This is a genomic window from Thiothrix winogradskyi, assembly GCF_021650935.1.
GTDB lineage: Bacteria > Pseudomonadota > Gammaproteobacteria > Thiotrichales > Thiotrichaceae > Thiothrix > Thiothrix winogradskyi.
This window is the reverse complement of sequence record NZ_CP091244.1, coordinates 1,066,955-1,091,794: the sequence shown is the minus strand read 5'-3', so window position 1 is coordinate 1,091,794 and position 24,840 is coordinate 1,066,955. Positions and strand designations below refer to the sequence as shown.

General features: G+C 49.9%; 25 protein-coding genes. 18 read left to right on the top strand and 7 right to left on the bottom strand.

All coding sequences use genetic code 11. The features are described from left to right. Nucleotides 1-2 precede the first annotated feature (2 nt). On the bottom strand, nt 3-494 hold the full coding sequence (locus L2Y54_RS05560) for a DUF4124 domain-containing protein (protein ID WP_236500802.1): 492 nt from the start codon (nt 492-494) through the stop codon (nt 3-5). Between the two features lie 241 nt (nt 495-735). Here L2Y54_RS05560 and exaC point away from each other — a divergent pair, with 241 nt between their 5' ends. Next, nucleotides 736-2,256 (top strand): acetaldehyde dehydrogenase ExaC, encoded by a 1,521-nt coding sequence (gene exaC, locus L2Y54_RS05555; protein WP_236500801.1) that lies wholly within the window; start codon nt 736-738, stop codon nt 2,254-2,256. 64 nt (nt 2,257-2,320) lie between these two features. Beyond that, nucleotides 2,321-3,340, top strand: coding sequence for a protein adenylyltransferase SelO family protein (locus L2Y54_RS05550; RefSeq protein ID WP_236500800.1), 1,020 nt, complete (start codon nt 2,321-2,323; stop codon nt 3,338-3,340). Here the strand turns inward: L2Y54_RS05550 and L2Y54_RS05545 are convergent. Then, a complete protein-coding gene (locus tag L2Y54_RS05545; RefSeq protein WP_236500799.1) occupies nt 3,337-4,497 on the bottom strand; it encodes a helix-turn-helix domain-containing protein in 1,161 nt (386 codons plus the stop codon). The two genes, L2Y54_RS05550 and L2Y54_RS05545, sit on opposite strands and share 4 nt — an antisense overlap. A gap of 476 nt (nt 4,498-4,973) precedes the next feature. Here L2Y54_RS05545 and L2Y54_RS05540 point away from each other — a divergent pair, with 476 nt between their 5' ends. The 3 genes from L2Y54_RS05540 to pqqB all read left to right on the top strand — a co-directional run bounded on the left by L2Y54_RS05540 (nt 4,974) and on the right by pqqB (nt 7,396). After that, nucleotides 4,974-6,191: a porin gene (locus L2Y54_RS05540; RefSeq protein WP_236500798.1), complete on the top strand. Its 1,218-nt coding sequence runs from the start codon at nt 4,974-4,976 to the stop codon at nt 6,189-6,191. Nucleotides 6,192-6,389: 198 nt separating this feature from the next. Then, on the top strand, nt 6,390-6,476 hold the full coding sequence (pqqA, locus tag L2Y54_RS21840) for a pyrroloquinoline quinone precursor peptide PqqA (RefSeq protein ID WP_038140970.1): 87 nt from the start codon (nt 6,390-6,392) through the stop codon (nt 6,474-6,476). A gap of 2 nt (nt 6,477-6,478) precedes the next feature. Next, complete coding sequence (pqqB, locus tag L2Y54_RS05535; RefSeq protein WP_236500797.1) at nt 6,479-7,396, top strand: pyrroloquinoline quinone biosynthesis protein PqqB; 918 nt, start codon at nt 6,479-6,481, stop codon at nt 7,394-7,396. A gap of 21 nt (nt 7,397-7,417) precedes the next feature. On the opposite strand, the gene L2Y54_RS21755 is transcribed toward pqqB, so the two are convergent. Both L2Y54_RS21755 and L2Y54_RS05530 read right to left on the bottom strand, forming a co-directional pair. Further along, nucleotides 7,418-7,633 (bottom strand): hypothetical protein, encoded by a 216-nt coding sequence (locus L2Y54_RS21755; protein ID WP_311196229.1) that lies wholly within the window; start codon nt 7,631-7,633, stop codon nt 7,418-7,420. Between the two features lies 1 nt (nt 7,634). Beyond that, a complete protein-coding gene (locus tag L2Y54_RS05530; protein ID WP_311196228.1) occupies nt 7,635-8,897 on the bottom strand; it encodes an AAA family ATPase in 1,263 nt (420 codons plus the stop codon). 585 nt (nt 8,898-9,482) lie between these two features. Between L2Y54_RS05530 and L2Y54_RS05525 the strand changes: the two genes are divergently transcribed. Genes L2Y54_RS05525 through L2Y54_RS05515 form a run of 3 tightly spaced genes read left to right on the top strand, consistent with a single transcriptional unit; the run spans nt 9,483 to nt 15,484 of the window. After that, complete coding sequence (locus L2Y54_RS05525; protein ID WP_236500796.1) at nt 9,483-10,811, top strand: hypothetical protein; 1,329 nt, start codon at nt 9,483-9,485, stop codon at nt 10,809-10,811. Beyond that, a complete protein-coding gene (locus L2Y54_RS05520) occupies nt 10,811-12,808 on the top strand; it encodes a phospholipase D-like domain-containing protein (RefSeq protein ID WP_236500795.1) in 1,998 nt (665 codons plus the stop codon). The genes L2Y54_RS05525 and L2Y54_RS05520 overlap by 1 nt, the downstream gene beginning before the upstream one ends. Nucleotides 12,809-12,811: 3 nt before the next feature. After that, complete coding sequence (locus L2Y54_RS05515) at nt 12,812-15,484, top strand: helicase-related protein (protein ID WP_236500793.1); 2,673 nt, start codon at nt 12,812-12,814, stop codon at nt 15,482-15,484. On the opposite strand, the gene L2Y54_RS05510 is transcribed toward L2Y54_RS05515, so the two are convergent. Continuing rightward, nucleotides 15,477-15,854: a type II toxin-antitoxin system VapC family toxin gene (locus L2Y54_RS05510; RefSeq protein WP_236500792.1), complete on the bottom strand. Its 378-nt coding sequence runs from the start codon at nt 15,852-15,854 to the stop codon at nt 15,477-15,479. The genes L2Y54_RS05515 and L2Y54_RS05510 overlap by 8 nt on opposite strands. Further along, nucleotides 15,851-16,057: an AbrB/MazE/SpoVT family DNA-binding domain-containing protein gene (locus L2Y54_RS05505; RefSeq protein WP_236500791.1), complete on the bottom strand. Its 207-nt coding sequence runs from the start codon at nt 16,055-16,057 to the stop codon at nt 15,851-15,853. The genes L2Y54_RS05510 and L2Y54_RS05505 overlap by 4 nt, the downstream gene beginning before the upstream one ends. Before the next feature lie 168 nt (nt 16,058-16,225). Between L2Y54_RS05505 and pqqC the strand changes: the two genes are divergently transcribed. From pqqC to L2Y54_RS05460, 10 genes are all read left to right on the top strand, one after another. Then, complete coding sequence (gene pqqC, locus L2Y54_RS05500) at nt 16,226-16,969, top strand: pyrroloquinoline-quinone synthase PqqC (protein ID WP_236500790.1); 744 nt, start codon at nt 16,226-16,228, stop codon at nt 16,967-16,969. Further along, nucleotides 16,962-17,231 carry a pyrroloquinoline quinone biosynthesis peptide chaperone PqqD gene (gene pqqD / locus L2Y54_RS05495; RefSeq protein WP_236500789.1) on the top strand — a complete coding sequence of 90 codons (270 nt, stop codon included), beginning with the start codon at nt 16,962-16,964 and terminating at the stop codon, nt 17,229-17,231. The genes pqqC and pqqD overlap by 8 nt, the downstream gene beginning before the upstream one ends. After that, entirely contained in the window at nt 17,224-18,342 is a 1,119-nt protein-coding gene (gene pqqE, locus L2Y54_RS05490) for a pyrroloquinoline quinone biosynthesis protein PqqE (RefSeq protein ID WP_236500788.1), read from the top strand. The genes pqqD and pqqE overlap by 8 nt, the downstream gene beginning before the upstream one ends. Before the next feature lie 96 nt (nt 18,343-18,438). Beyond that, nucleotides 18,439-18,693 carry a hypothetical protein gene (locus L2Y54_RS21750; RefSeq protein ID WP_311196227.1) on the top strand — a complete coding sequence of 85 codons (255 nt, stop codon included), beginning with the start codon at nt 18,439-18,441 and terminating at the stop codon, nt 18,691-18,693. Nucleotides 18,694-18,705: 12 nt separating this feature from the next. After that, nucleotides 18,706-20,193 (top strand): methanol/ethanol family PQQ-dependent dehydrogenase, encoded by a 1,488-nt coding sequence (locus L2Y54_RS05485; protein WP_311196226.1) that lies wholly within the window; start codon nt 18,706-18,708, stop codon nt 20,191-20,193. A gap of 85 nt (nt 20,194-20,278) precedes the next feature. Next, on the top strand, nt 20,279-20,788 hold the full coding sequence (gene pedF, locus L2Y54_RS05480) for a cytochrome c-550 PedF (protein WP_236500787.1): 510 nt from the start codon (nt 20,279-20,281) through the stop codon (nt 20,786-20,788). Nucleotides 20,789-20,849: 61 nt separating this feature from the next. Further along, complete coding sequence (locus L2Y54_RS05475) at nt 20,850-21,737, top strand: substrate-binding periplasmic protein (RefSeq protein ID WP_236500786.1); 888 nt, start codon at nt 20,850-20,852, stop codon at nt 21,735-21,737. Between the two features lie 6 nt (nt 21,738-21,743). After that, the gene (locus tag L2Y54_RS05470) at nt 21,744-22,490 is read left to right on the top strand and encodes a quinoprotein dehydrogenase-associated SoxYZ-like carrier (RefSeq protein ID WP_236500785.1); all 747 of its coding nucleotides are present in this window, start codon (nt 21,744-21,746) and stop codon (nt 22,488-22,490) included. Continuing rightward, complete coding sequence (locus L2Y54_RS05465; RefSeq protein ID WP_236500784.1) at nt 22,487-23,557, top strand: quinoprotein relay system zinc metallohydrolase 1; 1,071 nt, start codon at nt 22,487-22,489, stop codon at nt 23,555-23,557. Before L2Y54_RS05470 ends, L2Y54_RS05465 begins: the two co-directional genes overlap by 4 nt. Next, nucleotides 23,554-24,123, top strand: a complete 570-nt coding sequence (locus tag L2Y54_RS05460; protein WP_236500783.1) for a rhodanese-like domain-containing protein — start codon at nt 23,554-23,556, stop codon at nt 24,121-24,123. Before L2Y54_RS05465 ends, L2Y54_RS05460 begins: the two co-directional genes overlap by 4 nt. A 12-nt stretch (nt 24,124-24,135) precedes the next feature. Here L2Y54_RS05460 and L2Y54_RS05455 read toward each other — a convergent pair whose 3' ends face one another. Further along, nucleotides 24,136-24,840: a hypothetical protein gene (locus L2Y54_RS05455; protein ID WP_236500782.1), complete on the bottom strand. Its 705-nt coding sequence runs from the start codon at nt 24,838-24,840 to the stop codon at nt 24,136-24,138.

Sequence of the window (24,840 nt, the reverse complement as noted above, 5' to 3'; positions counted from 1 at the left end):
CGCTATTGCAGGGCTGAATGCCGTAAGACGCTGAATGTTACCGGCTCGGTGTTTTGAATAATGTCACCTTCCGCATTGCTTAAAACGGCAAATACGCTGTGTTCGCCGCGTTCCACTTCGGTCAATGCAAAAGACAGTGATGCGCCGGATCCGACTTGTTTTGAGTCCAGATAAAGTGCCACGCTATCGCCGGGTTTTAATGCCGGTTTCAGGGATACACTCACCGTCACATTCCCCTCATTAGCACGGATGGCTTCATCCGCACTCGGTGAGGTAATCGCAAAATCGGTATACGCTTCTTCCTCTGCTGCGGGGGCGGCGTCGAGCTTGGCAGCGGGTGCAGGAGCGGGGCTATCTGCCACGGTTAACATCGGCAAATCGACGGGCTTGGCAGCACTTTGTTTCGGTGGGTTATCGCCATACACCGTGTTACCGGCAGCATCCACCCAACGGTAAATTTCCGCCTGCACCGACACGCTCATAAGACCAAACATTAACAACAGCGATAGTAACCTGACACGCATACATAGCCACGATAGTTGGTTGATACCCGCATGATTCTACTCAAATTAATCAGCAACAGGGCAAGTAGAAAGATGAACGGTGGCGATTCGCAGCAGAGAGACTTCACAACCAACCTTTCTCCAACCTCTATGCCTTATGTTATCCACAAGAGCTACCCTTAAGCGTTAGCTCTCACCTGATAACCGACCCCATGAGAGGAGAGAAGATAACATGCAATACGCAAACCCGAATACCGACGGCGCTGTCATCCATTTCAAAGAACGTTACGGCAACTTCATCGGCGGCGAATGGAAAGAACCCGTCAAGGGCGAATACTTCGATAACATTTCTCCGGTCAACGGCAAGCCGTTCTGCCAAATTCCGCGTTCCACTGCCGAAGACGTTGAACTGGCACTGGATGCCGCCCACGCCGCTAAAGATGCGTGGGGCAAGACATCCGTCACCGCACGTTCCAATACCCTGCTGAAAATCGCGGATCGCATTGAGGCAAATCTGGAAATGCTGGCAGTCGCCGAAACCTGGGACAATGGCAAAGCCGTGCGCGAAACCCTCAACGCTGACGTGCCGCTGTGCGCGGATCACTTCCGCTATTTCGCGGGCTGCTTGCGGGCGCAAGAAGGCACGATGGGCGAAATCGACGAACACACCGTCGCGTACCATTTCCACGAGCCATTAGGCGTAGTCGGGCAAATCATCCCCTGGAACTTCCCCCTATTGATGGCGTGCTGGAAACTCGCTCCGGCATTAGCAGCCGGTAACTGCGTGGTGCTGAAACCCGCCGAACAAACCCCAGCTTCGATCCTCGTCATGATGGAACTGATTGCTGACCTATTGCCAGCAGGCGTATTGAACATTGTTAACGGCTTCGGCGTGGAAGCAGGCAAAGCACTCGCAACCAGCACCCGCATCGCCAAAATCGCTTTCACCGGCTCTACCCCGGTCGGCTCGCTGATTATGAAATACGCGGCGGAAAATATTATTCCTTCCACCGTCGAATTGGGTGGCAAATCCCCGAATGTGTTCTTCGCTGACGTGTTGGATTATGAAGATGCGTTTGTGAGCAAAGCGGTCGAAGGCGCAGTATTGGCATTCTTCAACCAAGGCGAAGTTTGCACCTGCCCATCACGCTTATTGATTCAGGAATCCATTTACGAAAAATTCATTGGCATGGTCATCGAACGTGCGGCAATGATCAAACGCGGCAACCCGTTGGATACTGAAGTCATGGTCGGCGCACAAGCCTCCCAAGAGCAGTACGAAAAAATTCTCAGCTATATCCAAATTGGCAAGGAAGAAGGCGCAGAAGTCATTACCGGGGGCGCAGCCGAGCAATTGGGTGGCGACTACTGCGACGGTTATTACATCCAACCGACGCTGCTGAAAGGCACCAATAATATGCGCGTGTTCCAAGAAGAAATCTTCGGACCAGTCGTGTCCGTGGCTACTTTCAAAGACGAAGCCGAAGCACTGGCGATTGCCAATGACACCGAATTCGGCTTAGGTGCAGGCGTGTGGACACGTGACATGAACCGTTCTTACCGCATGGGGCGTGGCATTCAAGCCGGTCGTGTATGGACAAACTGCTACCATCTCTACCCTGCTCACGCTGCGTTCGGTGGCTACAAAAAGTCCGGTGTTGGTCGCGAAACCCACAAGATGATGCTTGATCATTACCAGCAAACCAAAAACCTGCTAGTAAGCTACGACGTAAACCCATTGGGCTTCTTCTAATTTTCGTCTCTAATGACGTGCGTGGGGCAGGCAAGTACGCCTGACCCGCGTTTTAGAGGGAAACATGCAGCTTTTATCTGAACTCAGCTTTCAACAACATTTCCACACCCTAGGCACAACATTTTACACACCTCACCTACCGCAAGGGTTGGAGCAAGCGCAACGCGTATGTGCCAACACCAGCGTTGCCACTTTGCTGGATATTGATCCCACCGAATGCGATACCGACTTGTTCCTGCAAGTGTTCAGTGGCAATACTTTATTACCCGGAATGCACCCCATTGCGCACGCCTACGCGGGGCATCAATTCGGCAAATTTAATCCGTTTTTAGGGGATGGGCGTAATGTGCTGCTAGGGGAAATCCGCAGCAGTAGCGGCGTGTGGGATATGGCACTCAAAGGGGTGGGCAGAACTCCTTATGCTCGCAGCGCCGATGGACGTGCCGGTCTGGAAGAATGCTTGCACGAATACACCCTCAGCGAACAATTAGCCGCACTCGGTGTACCCACCAGCCGGGTGTTGTGTATCGTTTCCGGCAAACCGCTGGTGTATCGTCAGGGTTTCCAACCTGCGGCGATTCTCACCCGCATTGCACCGAGCCACATCCGTTTTGGCACGTTTGAATACCATTATTTCCGCCGCGACCATTCCGCCTTGCGCCAACTGGCTGACCATGTGATCACGCAACACTACCCAGAATGCCTGGGTACAGACGAAGCACGCTACGCCCGCTGGTTTGCTGCTGTGGTGCAGAGAACGGCGCGGTTGATTGCCCATTGGCAAGCGGTTGGCTTTACACACGGGGTTATGAATACCGACAACCAGTCGATTGTCGGGGTCACGCTGGATTTGGGGGAAAGTAGCTTCACCCCCGATCACGATCCGCATTATGTGGGTAATCGTGATGATGTAACGGGGCGCTACGCTTTTGGACAACAGCCGATTATTGGCTTATGGAACTGCAATGTATTGGCACGCGCTTTATCGCCACTCATCGCCTCGCAGGACATAAAAACAGCACTGGCACGCTATGAAATCGAATACTTGAACCATTATGCATCACTCACAACGTCATCCGCTTAATTCATCGACATCAATTCAGCCAAACGTTCCCGCACCAATTCACTGCCGGAAGTGCTATGACACAGTTTTTCCATCAGAACACGCGGCTCCTGACACGACTCTAACGCCCGTCCCATGACCGCATCAATGCAATGCCGCCATTCCTCCAACTCAGGTGAAGTGGATTGGGGCAGGAATGAACCACGGTAAAGAGCAAAGGCTTCATCACTGCGTTGCTGGCGCAAGGCTTGCCAAACCTGAACAAAGTCCGCCCACACTGGCATTTGCAAACGGTAAGGACGCGAACCGATTTTTCCACCCAATAAACGCCGTAAGTGTGACAATTCAGCTTTCAGCGTGGTCAGCGAAACCCGTGAATCACCGTATAGAGCTGCATGAAAACCCTCCAAGGTTAAGCCTTGTGGGTTGAGCGCCAATAAGCACAGAATTTCCACTTGGCGCATTGGTAGGTTTAACGGCTTGCCTTCAAACAAAATGCGTGGCTGCCCCAACGCGTGGATTTCCAATTCCGCACGTGGCAAACAGCTAGGCAAACACCGCCCGATGGAACGTGCCAATTCCGTGACAGCGGCCTGCCCCAATGGTGTATGACGATTCCATGTCGTCGACATATCGAGAATTCCCACAACCTCGCCGGACTGCGGGTGCATGATCGGTGCGGCATAACACACCCAGTCATGGACAAAAGGCAGGTAGTGTTCTGAGGAAAAGACCGTCACGGAACGCCGTAATTTCATCGCCAGACCAACAGCATTGGTTCCCACGGAATGTTCATCCCAATGCCCACCAGCGGTAAAATTAACTGCTTCGGCACGGCTACGCATATGACTGCTGGAAAAAGTCCACAACAAACGCCCTTGCGGATCAGCAATGGCTGCGACTAATTCACCTTCTTTTGCCAATTGCACCATTTGATCTTGTTCACGGCGGGCTGCCTGACAAAGCTGCGACTGCTGCCACCGTTGCAGGGCGGTATATTCGTCATCGGCGGGTGCATGGGTTTGGCGGGGCTTAATGAACTGTAAACTGCGTTGCCACGACGACATAATGTCTTCACGGATTTCGGTGCTTTTTAGAAAAGGGCTACCGGACTGGAAACGGCTCCACTGCGTTTCAATAATTCGCCTGCGCTGCGATAAACTTGTACTACTAGCCATAACCTGTTCCATACGCCTCCTCCTGCGTTTAGTTCAAGCGGTTGTAACGGTTAGAAAAAAGCCTCCCAACCTTTTTCCAACCTTTCAGGTGTTAACGTCATGCACAAGACGCCGAAGCAAACTTGTGGCAATACACGGAGATTAGCACAGTGACCAACAGATTAATAGAAAACACATTAGCCAAACAGTAAAAAATAAATAAAAATATTCAAAAAACCTCATTCACCCAGCGCACCAGAAGCTGCGATAACCTTTTGTAAAAAATTGATTTTTAATATTAAAATCCAAAGACAATTTAACAAAAATAAACAGATAATCACGAAAATATTCATAAAAAATCCGTATTTTCACAAAACACCAACCTTGCACCAACCTTTTCCCGACCTTTTCCCAACCTTGGTCAAATTAAGGTTCAGACGTCGCCCGCAACACGGCGCATCAACATACTTGTTTGATTTACGGAGAGGAGAATACTTATGAATAAGAATCCCATTACATTGGCAATTATCCTTGCGTTCAGCACATGCAGCCTAGCTGCCCATGCCGCCACTTGGCAGGCGGGCGATTGGGAATTGGGCTTGGGTGGCAATGTTAATACGTTTTACACCGTGACCACCTGTGATGCTGGCGATTTGGGCGCGAAAGGTGGCACGATGGCTGGCTTGGCATGTGCTGATTTGGATGCGGGTGGAACTGCCAGTGGCGATACCCATAGTGTTTCCAACGGTTTATTACCCGCGTCACTGAATTTCAGTGCCAAAACGAAACAGAGTGGCTACGACCTCAGTGGTAACGTCAATGTGTACTACGGAATGGCGTCACAAGATGCCAATGGTTTACCGGGTGATGCGCTGGACTTTTCCACGGTGGATGCGCGTCAAGTCTACCTGACCTTCGGCAACGACAAGATGGGGACTGTCAAAGCCGGGCGTGATTTCGGTTTGTTTGGCTTTGACCCGATCATTAATGACATGAGCTTGATTGGCAATGGTGCAACCTTCGCTTCCGCAGGCCCCGGGCATACTACCCTTGGCGGTTTGGGTTATGGCTATGTGTATACCGACCGTCTGGCACAAATTAACTGGACGGCACCGAAGAAAAACGGGGTGGAAGCAACCGTCGGGATTTTCAACCCCGTGGATGGGGTCGAATCCAACGGCAAATCCACTGGTGATGGCGGACAGCCTGGTGTTCACGGCAAAATCAGCTATGACTGGGATGGCGGCAAAGGCGTAAAAGCAAAGGTTTCCGCCACAGCAATCAATCAAAAAGTCCGTCTCGCCAATGGTGATAAACCCAGCATCAGCGGTACGGATGTCTTCGCTAAAGTCGATGTGAATAAAGCCAGTTTTGCCGGTGCGTATTATCAAGGCGAAGGCATGGATACCCTCGGTTTGGGCGGGATTATTTTCCCCGGCTTTAGTAGCACGACCGGCGAAGCTGAAGAAGTGGAAGGCTACATGGCACAAGCCAGTTATACCGTGGGCAAAACCAAATTGGGCGTCAACTACTCTGAAAGTGAGCAAACCAAACTCACTAAAGTCAAAAATGACAAAGTGACCGTGGGCGCTTACCACAAACTCACCGACAGCCTCACCCTCATTGGCGAAGCGTCTAACCAAACCAGTGAATTAGCGGGTGTTGGCGAAGACAAATCCGGTAGTGTTGCCGTTGGTGCAATGTTGTCGTTCTAAAAGTTCCTCCTCTGGCTTGCGTTGTACTGCTTGCGTAAGCCACCGTCTGGCGTTTCACGCCGTTTGAGGCTGGGTTGACTCCTTTCCCAGCCTTTCTTTTTGGTAAATTTCACATGCTCCCATAACATCACCAACCTTCCACCAACCTCGATTGCGGTATGCTATAAACTCACCATTAACCTAACTAGGAGACAACCCATGAAAAAGTCACTGAAATGGACTAAACCGGCATTCAACGAAATGCGCTACGGTTTCGAGATTAACCTGTACATTATGAATCGTTAATCTTGTTTGTCTTGGTACTCGGTTCTGCGGCGGGCGGTGGATTTCCCCAATGGAACTGTAATTGCCCAATGTGTGCCGGGGAGCGAACGGGTGAGATTATTGCCCGTTCGCGTACCCAATCCTCCATTGCGGTTTCCACCGACAAAGTGAACTGGTTGCTGGTGAATGCTTCACCGGACATCCGTACCCAACTCAACGCTAACCATGAATTATTGCAACCCGCTCGCCAATTGCGCGATACCGGTATTGTGGCGGTGATGCTGGCGGATAGCCAAATTGACCACACCACGGGCTTGCTGATTTTGCGTGAAAGCAAACAGCCGCTGGAACTGTATTGCACGGATAGCGTGTACGAAGACCTGACCACGGGCTTTCCGATTCTGAACATGCTGCAACACTATTGCGGCACTAACCGCCATGCCTTACCGCTGGATGGCACGGCGTTCAGCATTCCCACCCTCGATAATCTGCGCATTACCCCCGTGAGTTTGCACAGCAAAGCGCCGCCGTATTCCCCGCACCGCGAACACCCTACCCCCGGCGATAATGTTGGTTTCTGGTTTGAAGATACCGCTACGGGTGGCAAATTGTTTTACGCCCCCGGCTTAGGCGAAATCGAACCGCACTTACAGCCATTTTTCGCCGATGCCGATTGTGTGCTGGTGGATGGCACGTGCTGGACAGATGATGAAATGTCACGCCGTCAGGTCGGGACGAAACTTGCCCGTCAAATGGGGCATCTGCCGCAATCCGGCGAAGGCGGCATGATCGAATGGCTGGCGAATTTCCCCGCTGTGCGCAAGATTCTGATTCACATCAATAATACCAACCCGATTCTGGAAGAAACCTCGCCCGAACGTGCTGAGCTGGCGGCGGCGGGGATTGAGGTTGCGTTTGATGGGATGTTGTTGGAATTGTAAAAACCCGCTGCTATAAAGTCATCAGCACGCTTGCCACAGCACCCGCTCAAACCCCAGTGCCACCACGGCCAGACAATGCAGGCGGTCTGGCTGCTGGTATTTGGTTTCCAGTGCCTGACGGTAATCCTGCAACTGGGTCAAAGCCGCCTGCATCGCTGTTTGCACCACGGGTAATGCCGCCAAGGTTTCGCGGGATTGGTTACGCACTTGTTCCGCCGTGAGCCTAGTGTCTGCCAAGTCAGAATAACGTCACTGAATCAACGTTTTGAATCAAGCCACGGATCACCAGATTGGGAATTGCCAGCACTAGCCGCCCCATGCCATCCACATCCGCTATCGTCAACACCCCAAAAAAATACAGCAGGGAGAGCATGTAGGTCGGGTCGTGTTGCACCCGTTGCAATTGTTCTACCCCGAAGCGGGTTTCCAGTTGCCGCAAGGGGGTCGTGCGGGTTTCATCCAGAATTTGGTCAATCACAGCCGCACCGGCTGGCAGGTTGGCAATGTAACGGATACGCCCCGCATCCATCGCCAGATTGCCGTCGAGCATTTGGCGCGGCATATCGCCGTTCTGCTGGTAATGGCGCAAAAAGTAAAAGCTCAAGGTGGGGTTATACACCAGCGGCAACGTCAACACTTCGCAAAAGCGGTAGCCGTTATAGAATCGCCGCATCACATCCAGAATATCCGCAACCTTACTGCTATCCTGCTGATGGGCTTGCAGGGTTTGCTGCAATAACAAGATCAGTTCGTCTTGCGTCACCCCACACAAGGCATTGAAACGTTCATCCAGATAAATACTGGTGGCGACATTGTAGCCGCTGGTCATGTCGCTCAATACCACGGGGGAAACGCCGGTGATGAATACCCGCGAAATATTGCCTTCGGACGCACTGGCTTTGATAACTTTGAACAAGGTTTTCAATACGCCCTCACCCTCTAGCAGGTCGTGGTAACGTACCCGGTCACGCGGGTCACTGGTGAGGATTTCATTGGCGAAATTGTCGTATTCGTCAATCAGCAGGTAGAGGGTGTGCCCGCTGTTTTTCACACTGTTGGCTAAAGAATCAAAACTTGCCAGCGCATCCTCTGCATACACCGTAATCGGAAACTTGAGGATTGCCTGATATTTTTGGGCGAAACCCTTGATGCACTCGTTCAGGTGGCGGAACAGGTTGCCAGTAATCGCGGCAAGATCGCCCTGAGCCGATACTTTGGAAAAATCCCAACGCAAGATCAAGTACTGGTTACGTTCGGCGGTAGGATTTTTGCCAATGGCAAGGTCGCCAAACAGCGTAGAAAATTCATCCGCCGCATACAAATCGTAGTAGTTCGCCAACGTTGACAGCAGCAAGGATTTCCCGAAACGGCGCGGGCGCAGGAATACTAGCTGTCGTCCAACCGTTTCCAAATCTGGAATAGCGACCGTGCGATCAAGGTACAAATACCCTTTTGTGCGGATAAGGTGGAAATCACTGATGCCGTAAGGAAACTGGATCATAATGTGGCAACATTTAGGTTGGGGTATACAGAGAGTTTAGCACGCGACATGACATGCTCTCCATTCCGTATGAACCAACCTTTCTCCAACCCCACGACTTCCATACTGTGGACAATCTTTGGGAGAGGAGATATAGGAATCCGCTCTGATTCGTGTAAAGGCCAATCCATTCGTGGCTTCCTTTAACTTCCAATGGCAGCAACTCTACACGAATCAGGGCGGATTCCTATAACCGATGACGACCGCGTGGACACCCGCCGAATTTGAACAGCAATTGCGCTCATTGGGGCGCTATAGACTTCCTAAATGACTCTGCCGTAATCGGGTTAGAGCTGCATGATCGAATGACTAGGGAATTTTCCCGATACCCGCAAGATTCTAATTGACATCAACAATATCAACCCGATTCTGGAAGAAACCTCGCCCGAACGTGCTGAACTGGCAGCAGCGGGGATTGAGGTTGCGTTTGATGGGATGTTGCTGGAATTGTAGAAACTTACATTTATAAAACCTATTCGTATACACTTCACACATTTTACCTGATAGAATTTTAATCTTTTGGGGCTACGAATAGGACGACTATCAATGACTTATTCTTGGGGGCTACTTGGTGCAGAAACACTGGAAAGCACCAAACGTACACGTACTTTAGGGCTTGGTGCTGCTGTCCGTGCATTCAATGATCTTGCTGTACCCGGCATGGGGGGTGTTTGGTTTGGCAAACAATTATTTCTTGCCACACTTGGAGTCAGTGTTGCCGAGTATGTGCGAAGTCAAGGCAAGCCAGTAGATAACATTAGGGTTGCTAATGCGGTTGAAGCACTCGGATGCTGTCTAGCCTTGAACGAGAAGAACGAGACAAGGAAAGCGGATTCCCGCCTGCGTGGTGTTACCAAATTAAAAAATAAAAGCAAGGTAGACCTCAGTTTTTTCGTTGTTTCCAAATCTGGCTTTTATGTTTCCCAACCCATGCGGATGGCAACAGTTCAGGCATTACGAGCGTTAGGGTTTGTGGAGTCAAATGGAGGGCGTTTCAACTCATTTGCGTGTACCCATCATGGTCATACACTGACAAATATGGTTTGTGACGATTATCGTTCCCAGAAAACCCCCATTAAAATTCTTGCCGAATGGATAAATGGGAATAAAAAGAATATCAATACTGCGGGTCTACGACCTGTTTTATCCCCCAAAACATCAATGCCGTTGAATGCCTGTGACTTCTTGCGAGAACGGCTCATCGCTGCCGATATAGATAGTTTTGGTGCGAATCGCCGCAAGGCTGCCTTAAACTGGATGGAATATTTGCTTGGCAATCCGGGGCAAAAGCTAGATTGGCGATCAAAGCCACCGATGCTGGAACAGTTGCATTGGGATGATTTACAATCCGGTGGAATGTTTTTTCTCACTCGTCAGGCTGCACTTAATGTATTAGACCAAGTGGAGTTGCAGATTGGCAATCAAGCAAAGCAACATCTAGATTTACGAAACGCTCTGCCTTCAGAAATTCAATCTGCGATTACAGAACTAAAAAAACGAGCAACAGATTTTATCCATCTCAGTCATGATCCTTCTCCCAGCAAAATAGCCACCAGTTTTGTAAACGAATGCGTACAAGATGATGAAAAGATTATTACCAGTCTTGTACAACGTGATGGTCGTGTATTGAAACAGCGAAACCATTTCATTGTACCCGGCATGGCATTCATTGGCTCAGATATAGCTCAACACTCCAACACCGTTGATGACCAAGAAGATTCAGGGATAGAAACAGATGTTTCATCTGATATGCAGTGGCCTGAGTGGCCAGAAGGAATTTCTTACCGAATGCGCAATCTGTTTCTATTAAATATTGATCTACATGGTCAGCTTGATCAGTGGTTAGTTGGCAATAAAAATACGGAGGATGAGTGATGAGCAAATTCTCTCCTCCTTCTTTGGTGCATCACTTTGAACCACCAGAGAATTTTATTGGAACTTTTGGTTGGTTGTGTGGCTACTCAGCCGATAGTGATTTTCTTAATAATGCATTAGAACGGTTCTCACATCAGACTAATGCTCAACGTGCTTATAGTGGGCGTATCGTTTTAGCGATATTGCTAGATGCAGGTAATCCACAAATTTCGATGACTGCTGCACCGGGCTTGTTGCATCTGCCAATACGGAAAAACCCACCGTTTAAATTGTTACATGCCAAAGTTGCCATACTGGGATTTCAACATGAGTCTGAGCAATCACGATGGTGTATACGCTTGATTGTTTCCACTGGAAACTGGACAAAAAATACGCTTGAAGATAGTCTTGATCTAGCATGGCGAGTTGATGTTGACAGTCAAACCTTGACGGATATTCATAAAAATAAAGAAAGGCAACAAGCTTGTGTAGACGTTCATAAAGCATGGCAGATGATGGTTTGGCTGACAGAGTATTTTGATGATCGGCTGCTGCAATTGCGTACTAACATTGAAACTGAATCTTATAGAAAAAGGGTACAGGTCGAGAAATGGTTACAAAAAATCAGTGAGATTAAAACATCAGAATCATCCCGCTTCTTTGATAATCGCAGGCATTCCCTCTTAGCTCAGTTAGTTGGAAAGATTTCAGAGCTTGCTGATCCAAATATCCGTCGTAACTATCTTGCGATGGGGTCAGGTTTCTATGAAGCTAATAATAGTGCGGGTCTTCCTACTGTTCTTGGTAAAATCGTTGATTCACTTCAAGATGCGGACTTGTTAACTAACTCTGCTGAAATAGATGTTTTCATAAATCCATTAGATTGCCAGTGCATCGTTCATTCTATTGATGCAATTAAAAAACAGGGATGGAGTGTTAGAAAAGCAGGTCAACCGCCATTTCTAGGAAAACAAGAAAAATTTTTACATGCGAAATTTTTGTTTTCAGCTACTTATCGAAAAAATTCCCCGTATTGCAATAACGCATGGTTGTATCTAGGATCGGGCAATCTGACACTTCCTGGATTTGCACAAAAAACATCAGTATCAGGTGGAAATCTTGAAGCTGGCATTATCATTGCCCCGCAAAATTTCCAATGGGAAGGTAACAAAGAAACCTTGCCGCAGAACTTAATCACCAATGTTTTGCCTATGCAATGGAAGGACGACCTGAATTCAACCCCTGATAAGTTGAGTGCAGGAGATGGAATGCCAGAACGTGATACTCAATTTATTGCTGCTCCTGTAGCTTGCCTAGTTTGGTGTGAAAGTAATGGCATTGGAAAACTCAAAGTGCCGGATGAAGCTGGAAATTTAGACACAACTCCGTTTGATGTACTGTGCGTTTCCGGCACACCATGCGCGACAGATAATTCAGGCTACTTTAATTGGGTTGAAGCTAAACCTCGGCAAGTTACGGTTCGTTGGTTCAATGGTGATAGCGAGTTTCAAACTGAAGTTCCGGTGATGGATGAGCATGGTCGTTTTGCCGGTACTGCATTACCGCAATTGGAACTAGAAGATGCGTGGTGGCAATTGCTCAATTTCCCACAACCACCTGAAGATGAAGACTTGCCAACAGATACGGATGACACTGAATCTAACGTTATGCAATCAAACAATGTAATAGGGATGCCTGAATCAAACCAGTACCCAGCAAGAGTAATGATGCAGCTAATTGAAAATATAGCAAAAAAGCAAACAGCTATAGTGCAAGTTGACTGGCTTACATGGTGTAACCGACTTGAACAGACGCTGATACAAGCAAAAGACAGTGTTGTTTTATCTGCGTTTCGCAATTTTTCCATCAATCCGCTTAGTCCATTATGGGAGAAGCCATTCCGTCCGGCTTACGCAGAAACCAACCTGAGTAGTGAAGGACAATGCTACGAGGAAATGCTTTTACGCTTGGAACAGGAATGGAATGTATACAGCTATAAAAAATTGGGGAGCAAGTAAACCATGAACCAATCTTTTCAGGGATGGCAAAAAGTTGCCGAAATTCTGCGTTGTTCTGCTGCCAAACAAAAACAATTGCGTGAGCAAGGCAAAGAAACATGGTTGAACGATGGTCAACAGGCAAGCATCTTGGCTCTTGCTGATCGTATTGCCAATAATGGCGTAGTGATTGCTGATGAAGTTGGCATGGGGAAAACCCGTGTAGCGGTTGAGTTGGCACATGCTGTTGTTGAATGTAAGGGGCGCGTTGCTATTTTGATTCCCCCCGGCTTGGGTTATCAATGGCAGGATGAAATACAAAAACGGCAAGACGAACGACAAAAATGTGGTAGACCTAATACGAAGTCTGTACTAAGAAGCTTTTGGGCTTATCTCAAGGCATGGAAATCAGATGATCCGCAAGAGCAAGCACCGTGGTTTAATGAAGATATTGTTTTAGTCTCACACTCATTTACCAACTGGCGTTTAGGTAATAAATCAGATAGTTGGCGTTGGGCTTTACTTCCCCGGTTGTTTGCAGAATGGCGCAAGCGACAAGATGGGCGATTACCCCGTGGCTCTCTCAGTGAAAATTTATCAGATTATTGGGTATGTAATGCAGCAGAGAGTATTGTCAAAGAAATTCCTGAAGATGCTTCACATCCTGCTTTTCATTTATTAGATAATCTCTATGAAAATGATGCATGGAATACTATGCCATTGCGCTCAGGAGATTTCTACCATAAGCATAAAGAGGGGCGTATCTGGCTGGAAAGAGCAGTAGGTATTGGTTTGGGTGTTTTTGATTTAGTGATTATTGATGAGGCTCATAAAAGTCGCGCAGAAGATAGTGGTCTATCACGACTGCTGAGTAATGTTATTCTACCAACCACTAGTACCCGGCGGGTTGCTTTGACTGCAACACCTGTGGAATTGCACTTGGAACAATGGAAGCAAATACTGCAACGTATTCAACTTGATGTGGAGCAAATGAATGACATTCATCCATCTATTGAGACTTATATCCATGCAGTTCAGCACCTTCAGAAAACTTGGCGCAGTAATGAAAGAACTCGTGAAGAGTACAAACATGCTGCCAAACAGTTTCAGTCCACCTTGTCACCTTTTCTGTTGCGCCGAGATAAGCGTGAGGATCAAGCAGTCAAAGACTTTCAGACATTAACGGGTTTACCTGCCAGTGACTATCGTTACCAACAGGAAATCCCAATCACAACAGCCTCATTATCTGCATCATGGAAACAAGCCATTTGCGCAGCCGAAGCATTATCTGTCGTTGCAAATCAGGCAGATGACCCCAAAGCGAAACGATTAAGACTTACCCTTGGTAATGGACATGGAATTTCCTCCTTAATTGATCAGCATCTGTACACAGAATCTGACAAGCCCAAACAGGATGAAATGAAAAGTGATAATCAAAAATCAGTTGATGATGATGAAAAACGTCAGCAACGTATTCAATGGTGGTTAGTTGTTATTGGCAATAGCTTTGAAAAACAAGCATTACTTTATGACCATCCTGCTATTCTTGCAACAGTTGAGGAAATTGAAAAATACATTGAAAAAGATGAAAAAGTACTAGTTTTTGGACGCTTTACTCAGCCAATGAGAGCATTGGTTAATCTGTTGAACGCAAGGCAAATGTTACATCGACTACAAACCAATACGCATTGGCCACAGGCTACGGTACATCAGGATGAGGAGGCAGCAGTTCAAGCTGCATGTACTCAGTTACAGCTTGATACTCGTTTTCCTACAATTGAAAGCATCAACCGTGAGCTGGATAAACAATACCATAAGGAACAACGTCGCTTAAATTCATTTAGAAATCAGCTTATAGATACGATTCAGCAAGGTTTAGGGCAAAGCATTAATCCAATGAGAAAAATATTGCATGACATCCAAAATGATGACGATACATTGATTTGGTTAAGCCGCGCCATGTACGAATTATTAGATGGAAACAAAAAATTATTACCAAAAGACTATGCCAATACATTCATTGAATTAATTAACGCCATTATGGATACAGACAATGCCGATCATGATGATGCACCCAAAGCTATTGTAGATACAGATAACGCTGATAATAATGATGAGTCGAATGAAAAAATAATTGATTTTCCATTAATTAGAGAGCGGCTAGGTTATGAGTATAATCACCAACGCGGCAGTTTCGCTCGATTTATGTATGGAGAAACCAAACTGGAATCACGTCGGGTTATGCAAGTGGCTTTTAACCGTTTGCATAGCTTTCCGAAAGTTTTAGTTGCCCAATCAATGGTTGGTCGTGAAGGTTTGAATCTACATAAAGCCTGTCGAATTGTTATATTACTTCATCCCGAATGGAATCCCGGTATTGTTGAGCAGCAAATTGGTCGCGTTGACCGAGTTGGTAGCCATTGGGAAAATACGCTTGTGCGTGAGAGTCAAGCGAACGAAAAACCTGAACATTTTTCTCGGATTGAAATCAGATCCGTCGTATTTCGTGGCACTTACGATGAACATAATTGGAAAATTTTACAGCAACGCTGGTATGATCTTAGGGCGCAGTTACATGGAATCGTCATAACTGCAAGCACTGAAGAACTTCGTGATACTGATTTGAAAACGATTTTTGATGATATTACAGCGAATACGCCAAACTTTTCACCAAGTTGTCACGAGCTGACTAAGTGACTTTTTTAAAATACTCCACACCTGCCACGCCTTCAAAATCGTTGTCTTGTGTCAGAACAACTGCATGGTATTGGCGTGCAGTGGTGAGGATGATGCTATCCGCCATAGGCATTTTAAGTTCAGCAGAGAGTTTCGCTGCCATCAAGGCAAGTGACATATCCAAATCAATCACCTGCCCTTGTGACATGATTGCAACGGCTTGCAATGCAGCATCCTCACCGCGTTGCTGTAGCACACGCTTGAATACTTCAAAAATACTGATCACGGGAACAATCAACTGTTGGGTATCTTCAATAGCGGCTGCAAATTTATCGGCATTTGCACCATCAGCAAAATACTCCAACCAACCACACGAATCCACGACCTTCATACACGATCACCTTCACGCTCGATGGTTGTATCAATACCACGCAAAAATCCGCGTAACTCTTTGGCTATTTTAAATGGAATCAACTCAATACGATTACCGTAACGTAACACCTGCATTTTTTGTCCCACTTGAATGCCCATCGGCTCACGTATGGCACGTGGAATCACCACTTGGAACTTGGGAGAAATCGTTGCCAGTTGCATACCAAATACTACCTTTTTTCAATGAATGCACTAACTGTAATACAAAAGTCCAAATAACGACAGATTGAAGATAATCGTCATACCCACTATCTCCGGTTTTAACAACCAACCTTTCTCCAACCCCACGACTTCCATACTGTGGACAATCTTTGGGAGAGGAGATAACCGATGACGACCGCGTGGACACCCGCCGAATTTGAACAGCAATTGCGCTCACTGGGGCGCTATTACCACATTCACCACCCATTTCAGCAGATGATGTACGAGGGCAAGCTCAATGCCGCGCAATTGCGTGGCTGGGTTGCCAACCGCTTTTATTATCAGGTCACGATTCCGCGCAAAGATGCGGCACTGCTATTCAATTGCCCGGATCGCGACGTGCGCCGGGTATGGATTCAACGCATCCTCGACCACGACGGCGGGCCTGCCACCGACCATGTTTCCGACGGTGGGATTGAAGCATGGATACGCCTAGGCGAAGCTTGCGGTGTGCCGCGTGAGGAATTGCTCGACCAGCGCCATGTCTTGCCGGGCGTGCGTTTCGCGGTAGATGCTTATATCAATTTCGTGCATCACGCTGATTGGCGCGAAGGGGTGTGTTCCTCGCTGACCGAATTGTTCGCCCCGACCGCGCACCGCCAGCGCCTGCAAAGCTGGCCGGATCATTACCCGTGGATTGATAACGCCGGGTTGCAATATTTCCGCAACCGTTTGACCGAAGCCCACCGCGATGTCGATCACGGGCTGGCGTTAACCCTGCAACATTTCACCACGGTCGAGCAACAGCAACGCGCTCTGCAAATCCTCAAGTTCAAGCTGGATGTGTTGTGGACAATGCTGGATGCGATGTATCTGGCATACATTCAACACATGCCGCCGTATTTCAACATTGCGGAGGTGGAAAATGCCTGACCTGAATGCCAAACCGGCACTTGCCCCCGGCTACCGCTTTCAGTGGGAACCGGTGCAAGACTGCCATGTGCTGCTCTACCCCGAAGGCATGGTGCAACTCAATGAAACCGCTGCTGCCATTCTGACGTTCTGTAATGGCGAACGCAGCATAGTGCGCGTCATCGCTGACTTGGAAAACGAATACGAAGCGGAAGACTTGCGCGAAGATGTGCTGAGTTTTCTGGCTGAAGCGCTAGAGCGTGGGTGGGTGCGTTATGGCTAAACCACCGCCGCCGCTCTGGCTCTTAGCGGAAGTGACCCATTCCTGCCCGCTGCAATGCCCGTATTGCAGTAACCCTCTCAACCTTATTCCCAAAAAAGACGAACTCGATACCGAAGGCTGGCTGCGGGTATTGCACCAAGCCCGCCAACTCGGCGCGGCGCAACTGGGCTTTTCCGGCGGCGAACCGCTGGTACGCAAAGATTTGGAAATCCTCATCGGTGAAGCCCGCAAACTCGGCTATTACAGCAACCTGATTACGTCGGGTGTGGGCATGGATGCGGCACGGGTGGAACGTTTCCGCGAACTGGGGCTGGATCATATTCAGGTGAGTTTCCAAGCCGATGACGCGGTGCTGAATGATTATCTGGCGGGTACTGACGCTTTCCAGCACAAACTCGACATGGCGCGAGCGGTGAAAGCCAATGGCTACCCGATGGTGTTGTGTTTCGTGATCCACCGCCAGAACAGCCACCGCGTCAGCCAAATGCTGGATTTAGCCGTGGAATTGCAAGCCGATTACGTGGAATTGGCCACCACGCAATTTGAAGGCTGGGCATTGCTCAACCGTGACCATTTGCTACCGACACTGGAACAAGTGCGCGAAGCCGAACGGGTAGCGCATGAGTATCAGGCCAAGCTCAAGGGCAAAATGCGTATTTACTACGTGGTGCCGGATTATTACGAAAACCGCCCGAAAGCCTGTGTCGGCGGTTGGGGTCGGGTGTTCCTTGCGGTTGCCCCGGATGGGGTGGCGTTGCCCTGCCATGCTGCCCGCGATTTACCGGGGTTGGCGCTGCATAACGTGCGTGACCATGAGCTGGAATGGATTTGGAACGAATCGCCCGCCTTCAATCAGTTCCGGGGCGAAGACTGGATGAAAGAGCCGTGCCGCACCTGCGATGAACGTGAAAAAGATTTTGGCGGTTGTCATTGCCAAGCCTTCAAACTGACCGGCGACCCGACCAATGCCGACCCCACTTGCGCAAAGTCACCGCATCATCAGGTGATTACACAGGCGATTGATAGCAGCCGCTTAGGGGTTGGCACTAGCAAACCCCTCGTTTTTCGGCAACGACAAAAATCAAATTCGCCCAACCTTTTTCCAACCTGATGTTCGTTAAGCTGTTTTCTAACATCCGTAAGTCGCTTTGGGAGGCGTTTACGGGTTCTACCTACAATTGCTTTAGCTGGAGAGGAGAAACCATTCATGAAACCAGAGCGTTCATTCCGTCAATTAGTGCTGGCACTTGCCATTGGCGCTGCGTTTAGTACCACTGCCGCGTTCGCCGTTACCGATCAGGACATCGCCGACGATGCCAAAACCACCGATAATGTCGTGAGTTACGGTATGGGCTTACAAGGGCAACGTTTCAGCCCATTGGATAAGCTTAATGCCGAGACCGTGAAAAACCTTGTACCAGCCTATGTACTGTCGTTTGGGGATGAAAAACAGCGTGGTTAGGAAGCCCAGCCATTGGTACATAATGGCAAGATATTCACCACTGCCTCCTATTCACGTGCCTTCGCCGTTGATGCTAAAACTGGCGCAGAGCTATGGCAATACGACCACCGCTTGCCCGAAGGCATTATGCCGTGCTGTGACGTGGTAAACCGTGGCGGGGCGCTGTACGACAACCTGTTTATTTTCGCCACCCTTGACGCGCAACTGGTTGCCCTCGACCAAGAAACCGGCAAAGTGGTATGGAAAGAAAAGCTGGGCGATTTCAAAGCGGGTTACTCCAATACCGCCGCCCCCATTGTAGTGAAAGGCAAAGTCATTACGGGCAATTCCGGTGGTGAATTCGGTGTCGTGGGTAAAGTCGAAGCCCGTGATGCCAAAACCGGCAAACTGGTCTGGTCACGCCCCTCAGTCGAAGGTCACATGGGGACATTGGATGGCAAAGACAACGGCATTACCGGCGAAACCAACAAATCCTGGCCGGGTGACTTGTGGCAAACCGGTGGTGCAGCCACTTGGTTAGGCGGTACTTACGACGTGGATACCGATTCACTGTTTTTCGGTACAGGCAACCCTTCGCCGTGGAACTCGCATCTGCGCCCCGGTGACAACCTGTATTCCTCCTCGTTACTGGCCATCAACCCCGATGACGGCAAAATTAAGTGGCACTACCAGTGGACACCGCATGATGGTTGGGACTTCGATGGCGTCAACGAATTCATTTCGTTTGACTTGAAGCAAGAAGACGGCACGGTCATCAAAGCCGGTGGTCACGCTGACCGTAATGGCTTCTTCTACGTACTGGATCGCACCAATGGCAAGCTGATCAATGCCACCCCCTTCGTCAACCAGATTACTTGGGCAAAAGGTATTGACCTGAAAACCGGTCGCCCGGAATACATTGACGACAACCGCCCCGGCAAACCCAGTGAGGGTGCTGACAAAGGCACATCGGTATTCTCCGCGCCCTCATTCTTAGGCGGTAAAAACTGGATGCCGATGGCTTACAACCCGAATACCGAGCTGTTCTACGTGCCTGCCAACGAATGGGGCATGGACATCTGGAACGAGCCGATCAGCTACAAAAAAGGCGCGGCTTACTTGGGGGCGGGTTTCACCATCAAGCCATTGAACGAAGATTACATCGGCGCATTGCGGGCGATGGATCCGAAAACCGGCAAAATCGTCTGGGAAGCCAAAAACAAAGCACCACTCTGGGGTGGCGTACTGACTACCGCTGGCAATCTGGTGTTTACCGGCACGCCGGAAGGCTACCTGAAAGCATTTGATGCCAAAACAGGTGCGGAACTGTGGAAGTTCCAGACCGGCTCTGGTGTGGTCGGCATCCCAGTGACGTGGGAACAAGACGGTGAACAGTTTGTTGCCGTACCGTCCGGCTGGGGTGGTGCAGTTCCGTTGTGGGGTGGCGAAGTCGCTAAAAGCGTCAAGCACCTCAATCAGGGTGGCAGCCTGTGGGTATTCAAACTGCCGAAAACATCCTAATTCCCGCGTTTAGTGTGGTAACGGGGGGACTATCCGCCCCGTTACCCACCTAGTAAGGGGCTATTTTTGATCGAAGGTATGAGATATGCAAATCGTTAAACGTTCTGTTTCTGTGGTGGTAGCAACGCTGGGTTTAGTTGTCGGTGTCAATGCATTTGCCCACGGCGACGTCACTCCACAAGCCATTGACATCAGCGGTTTAGAACCGCTTAAAGACAGCACCGTCTGGCTAGACACCAACCCGTATTCTGGCAATGAACGTGCCATTGAAATCGGCCACGCGGCTTACGCCCAAAACTGTGCGCGTTGCCACGGGATTGATGGCGTATCCGGCGGGATTGCCCCTGACTTGCGCGAAACCCTGCCGCTGGGTGCAGAAGGCGACGAATTTTTTAAAGAACGCATGATTAACGGCGCTATCCGCAACGGCGTCACCTACATGCCCAAATTTGACGGCATTGTCGCACAGGAAGGTCTGTGGTCGATCCGTTCTTGGCTAGAGTCTGTGTCAGTAGACGCACCTCCCAAGGAAGAGAAAAAAGAAGACAAAAAGGAAGAAACCAAGTCTGAAGACAAACCTGAAGACAAGAAGTGATATTGTTGCCCCGTACCGCTTGGGGAGAAGTGGTACGGGGTTTCCCACGTAAGGAGGACGTATGCAATTAACGACCGTATTCACCGCAGCAATCACCTGCTGCCTATTGGCAAGCCCAGCACACGCTGATCTGGAAAATGTCAAAACCAAAGGCACATTAAGTGCATCACTGTATAAAGATTTCCCACCGTATTCCTTCGTCAAGGATGGCAAGCAACAAGGTATTGACGTAGCGCTTGCCGAAGCCATCGCCCAAAAACTTGGCGTCAAAAGCGAAGTGCGCCTCGTCACCCCCAGCGATGAAAAGCTTGAAGATGACTTACGCAATAATGTCTGGAAAGGGCATTACCTCGGCGGCGGTGTCACCGATATGATGCTGCACATGCCCTATGACAACGCCTATTCCGCCAAGGTAGATCAGGTAAAATTCATAGCGCCTTACCAACTGGAACAGGTGGTGTTTGCGTTTGATACCAACAAGGTCGGCAAACAACCCACCATTGCCAATTTCACCAGCGAAGCGATTGGGGCAGAAATCGACACCCTCAGCGATTTTTACCTGCTGGAAACCCTGCAAGGCAAAGTCAGCAACAATGTGCGCCACTTCCCCAACCTAACCTTGGCAGCCGAAGCCCTCAAAAAAGGCGAGATTGCCGGAATTATGGGACCACGCGGTGAACTGGAAGGTGTTCTTGCAGAACGCCCCGAACACATTCAGATTCAGCGCCTGACTACCCCCGGTTTAGCACGGGATAGTTGGGCAATGGGTGTAGCGGTCAAAGCCGATTACGCCGAACTTGCCAGTGCTATCGACAACGCCATGGCAGAGTTGGTCAGAGACGGCACGGTAAAACAGATTTTCGAGCAGCACAAATTGACCTATGCCCCCCCCGCCGCACCACCGACTGCGACCACCACAACCCCTGCGGCAAACACTGCGCAGAAGTGAGGCTTTATGTTCCGGCATGGCAGATGGTTATTACTCTGCCTGCTCTGTCAACCGGCAGGCGCAGCAGAACTTGATCCGCTCAATTCCCCGCAATGGGGAGCGATGCATTCGCGCTTCCTCAAGGGTGAGCCGTATGTATTCGATGACAAAGTGAAAGTGGATGCTCCGGCGGATGCCGAAGATTCCTTGAATGTGCCAGTTGCGTTCGATGCCAGCGCCTTAAGCGGCATTCAGGAAATCGTGGTGGTATCGGATTTAAACCCGCTGCCCCACGTCCTCAATTTCCGCCCCAAAACCGTACCCGCGAGTCTGGCGTTTCGCATGAAACTGCAACAAGGCAGCCCTATCCGTGTGGCGGCAAAAACCGCTGATGGGGTGTGGCATGTGGGTAGCACTTACGTCAATGCGGCGGGCGGCGGCTGCACGTTGCCCAGCGTTGGCACCTCATCCGGTGACTGGAGCAAATCGTTGGGTCAAGTGTCCGCCAATGTGTGGGAACGGGCAGAAAACAACCGTTTGCGTATCCGCGTCATGCACCCGATGGATACCGGCTTGGCAAGCGGTATTCCCAATTTCTATATCGAAAACCTCAACGTCAAGGATGCACAAGGTAATCTGCTGGCAGAACTGGATCTGTACGAACCCATCAGCGAAAACCCCATGCTGAGTTTGGATGTCGGCAAAGCAACCACCTTCAAACTGGAAGGGCGCGACAACAACGGCAACAAAATTGCGGCGGAGGTAACGCGATGATCAAGAAACCCCTCACCCCCCAGCCCCCGCACCCAGCCGCTTTCAGCGTCGTCCCTCAAGGGGCGAGGGGGAGCAAGAAAGATAAACTCTTAGCCCCTCTCCCCTTGAGGGAGAGGGGTTGGGGTGAGGGGTTCAAGCAGGCACTGCTTGCCTTTCTGTTATTGTTGAATGGCGCGGTATTCGCTAATGACTTTGACTACGCCTTACAGCCGCAGCAAATTGCTACTGATACTTACGTTATCGAAGGCAAAACCGAAGACTTTTCCAAAGCCAATGGCGGTTTCATTGTCAATACCGGCTTTATTGTCACTGCCGATGGCGTAGTGGTGATTGATACGGGCGTATCCCGACGTTTCGGTGAGCAACAGCGGGCAGCCATTGAAAAGCTGACCGGCAAGAAAATCCTGCGAGTCTACATTACCCACCATCACCCCGATCATTTCCTTGGCAATCAAGTGTATGGCGATGTGCCGATTTACGCCCTGCCCGCTACACGCGACGGCATTAAGGCGGAAGGCGAAACCTTTAGCGGCAATATGTACCGGCTGATCGGCGACTGGATGCGCGATACCCGCATCAGCGCCCCCACCCAAGAAGCCAAAGCAGGCAAGGAAATCATCGGCGGGCATGAATTGGAAGTAATTGCCTTGCAAGGGCATACCGCTGGCGATTTGGTGCTGTTTGACCATACCACGGGCGTATTGTTTGCCGGTGATTTGGTTTTCAATAACCGCGCTGCCACTACCCCGCACGCCACCCTGAATGCATGGCTGCAAACCTTGGACAGCCTGCAAGCCTTACCCTTTAAAACCCTCGTGCCGGGGCATGGCAACGTTGCCAACGACTCCGCCCCGATTGCCCAGGCCCGTGCATGGCTGCAATGGCTGGAAACCGCTCTGAAAGACGCGGCTGCCAATGGGCTGGACATGACAGAAGTGATGCAAACGCCCATCCCCGCCGCTTTCAAGGATGTAGCATTAGCCAAAAATGAACTGCGGCGCTCGGTCAGTCATCTGTACCCCGCGCTGGAACAAGCGAACCTGAAACCGGCGAAACAGGTGGAATGAAGCGGAAACTCCTCCTACTCCCACTCACTCTCTGCTTAGCTGCCTGCCAGCCGGATTTGGGTATTACCCAATGTGAACGTACCCCGGATATGCCACCGGAATTAAAAATGGAACACTATCGCGGGGCAACGCCCGCCTGTGTTCCCAATGCTATCACCCTCAATGTCACGGAATTGCAAACCCTGCTGCAAACGGCTGAGCCGGTATTGATTGATGTCTGGGCAATTTTGCGGCGCAATGAACCCGGCTTCCCCAGCGAATGGCTGCCGAATGAAGACCATTACAGCCTACCGGAGGCGGTATGGCTACCCAATGTTGGCTACGGCACACTCGATGCCGAGATGGAAACGTATTTACAAACCCACTTACAACACTTAACCAGCGGCAACAAACATAAGCCGCTGGTATTCTTTTGCGTGGCGGATTGCTGGATGTCGTGGAATACCGTGCAACGGGTGCGCCAGTATGGCTACACGCAGGTGTATTGGTTCAAGGATGGCACCGACGGCTGGCAACAAGCCGGTTTACCCCTGCACACCGTCACCCCGCAAGCATTCAAGCCCTAGGCGTGCAACGGGCTAATCCGTAAACTGCATCAGTTCCAGCGTCATCGTGCCGCCTTTGTAGATGTCGGTATCCAACGGTTCATCACGCACCAACTTCACCAAGCCTACCCCCGGTGCATACCATTCGCGGGTAGTAATCGGCACCAGCGAATGGCCTTTGCGCACATCCGCATACAGCGACAATTCGGTTTGCCCCTCCACCAATACGCACTGGGTAAACGTACCGGCAGGCACACTCACGGTTTCATTCACACTCGTCAGGGTATAGGTCATGGGGAAACGCAGTGAACCGGCGGTGATTTCATCATTGCCTTCAAACACGCGCTCAATCAGGTAGGGCATGGAAGGGTTCGACCAGGTTTTACCGATGGCTTGGCGAACCGTAGCAGGCAATACCATGCGCGGCGTTGCATCCCGTTGTGGGACTAATTCCACGATGGTACGTTTGGCAATGCGGTACAGACCATCCTCTGTGCGAGCGATGTAGTAATCGGTGCCATCGCTGGTACGGCGCACCGTAGTCGGCGTATCTTGCACGCTTTCCGTCGCTACATTCTCAATTGTCAGGGTTTTGCTCTCGGCACGGTGCGGTTGGGTAATCGTCACTTGATATTCCCAACGCAAACCCTTATCCAAGGGGAAATAATCATCCGCTGCCGGTTTGCCGCAAGCGTACAACAATGGCAGGCACAACAACGTGAAATACCAGCGTTTCAT

Coding starts and splice junctions, on each gene's coding strand:
- L2Y54_RS05525 (WP_236500796.1), top strand. CDS start 9,483: ATGACTTATTCTTGGGGGCTACTTGGTGCAGAAACACTGGAAAGCACC.
- L2Y54_RS05530 (WP_311196228.1), bottom strand. CDS start 8,897: ATGATCCAGTTTCCTTACGGCATCAGTGATTTCCACCTTATCCGCACA.
- L2Y54_RS05465 (WP_236500784.1), top strand. CDS start 22,487: ATGATCAAGAAACCCCTCACCCCCCAGCCCCCGCACCCAGCCGCTTTC.
- L2Y54_RS21750 (WP_311196227.1), top strand. CDS start 18,439: ATGAAACCAGAGCGTTCATTCCGTCAATTAGTGCTGGCACTTGCCATT.
- exaC (WP_236500801.1), top strand. CDS start 736: ATGCAATACGCAAACCCGAATACCGACGGCGCTGTCATCCATTTCAAA.
- pqqC (WP_236500790.1), top strand. CDS start 16,226: ATGACGACCGCGTGGACACCCGCCGAATTTGAACAGCAATTGCGCTCA.
- pqqD (WP_236500789.1), top strand. CDS start 16,962: ATGCCTGACCTGAATGCCAAACCGGCACTTGCCCCCGGCTACCGCTTT.
- pqqE (WP_236500788.1), top strand. CDS start 17,224: ATGGCTAAACCACCGCCGCCGCTCTGGCTCTTAGCGGAAGTGACCCAT.
- L2Y54_RS05520 (WP_236500795.1), top strand. CDS start 10,811: ATGAGCAAATTCTCTCCTCCTTCTTTGGTGCATCACTTTGAACCACCA.
- L2Y54_RS05515 (WP_236500793.1), top strand. CDS start 12,812: ATGAACCAATCTTTTCAGGGATGGCAAAAAGTTGCCGAAATTCTGCGT.
- L2Y54_RS05460 (WP_236500783.1), top strand. CDS start 23,554: ATGAAGCGGAAACTCCTCCTACTCCCACTCACTCTCTGCTTAGCTGCC.
- pedF (WP_236500787.1), top strand. CDS start 20,279: ATGCAAATCGTTAAACGTTCTGTTTCTGTGGTGGTAGCAACGCTGGGT.
- L2Y54_RS05540 (WP_236500798.1), top strand. CDS start 4,974: ATGAATAAGAATCCCATTACATTGGCAATTATCCTTGCGTTCAGCACA.
- L2Y54_RS05475 (WP_236500786.1), top strand. CDS start 20,850: ATGCAATTAACGACCGTATTCACCGCAGCAATCACCTGCTGCCTATTG.
- L2Y54_RS05560 (WP_236500802.1), bottom strand. CDS start 494: ATGTTTGGTCTTATGAGCGTGTCGGTGCAGGCGGAAATTTACCGTTGG.
- L2Y54_RS05550 (WP_236500800.1), top strand. CDS start 2,321: ATGCAGCTTTTATCTGAACTCAGCTTTCAACAACATTTCCACACCCTA.
- L2Y54_RS05545 (WP_236500799.1), bottom strand. CDS start 4,497: ATGGCTAGTAGTACAAGTTTATCGCAGCGCAGGCGAATTATTGAAACG.
- L2Y54_RS05455 (WP_236500782.1), bottom strand. CDS start 24,840: ATGAAACGCTGGTATTTCACGTTGTTGTGCCTGCCATTGTTGTACGCT.
- pqqA (WP_038140970.1), top strand. CDS start 6,390: ATGAAAAAGTCACTGAAATGGACTAAACCGGCATTCAACGAAATGCGC.
- L2Y54_RS05510 (WP_236500792.1), bottom strand. CDS start 15,854: ATGAAGGTCGTGGATTCGTGTGGTTGGTTGGAGTATTTTGCTGATGGT.
- L2Y54_RS05505 (WP_236500791.1), bottom strand. CDS start 16,057: ATGCAACTGGCAACGATTTCTCCCAAGTTCCAAGTGGTGATTCCACGT.
- L2Y54_RS05470 (WP_236500785.1), top strand. CDS start 21,744: ATGTTCCGGCATGGCAGATGGTTATTACTCTGCCTGCTCTGTCAACCG.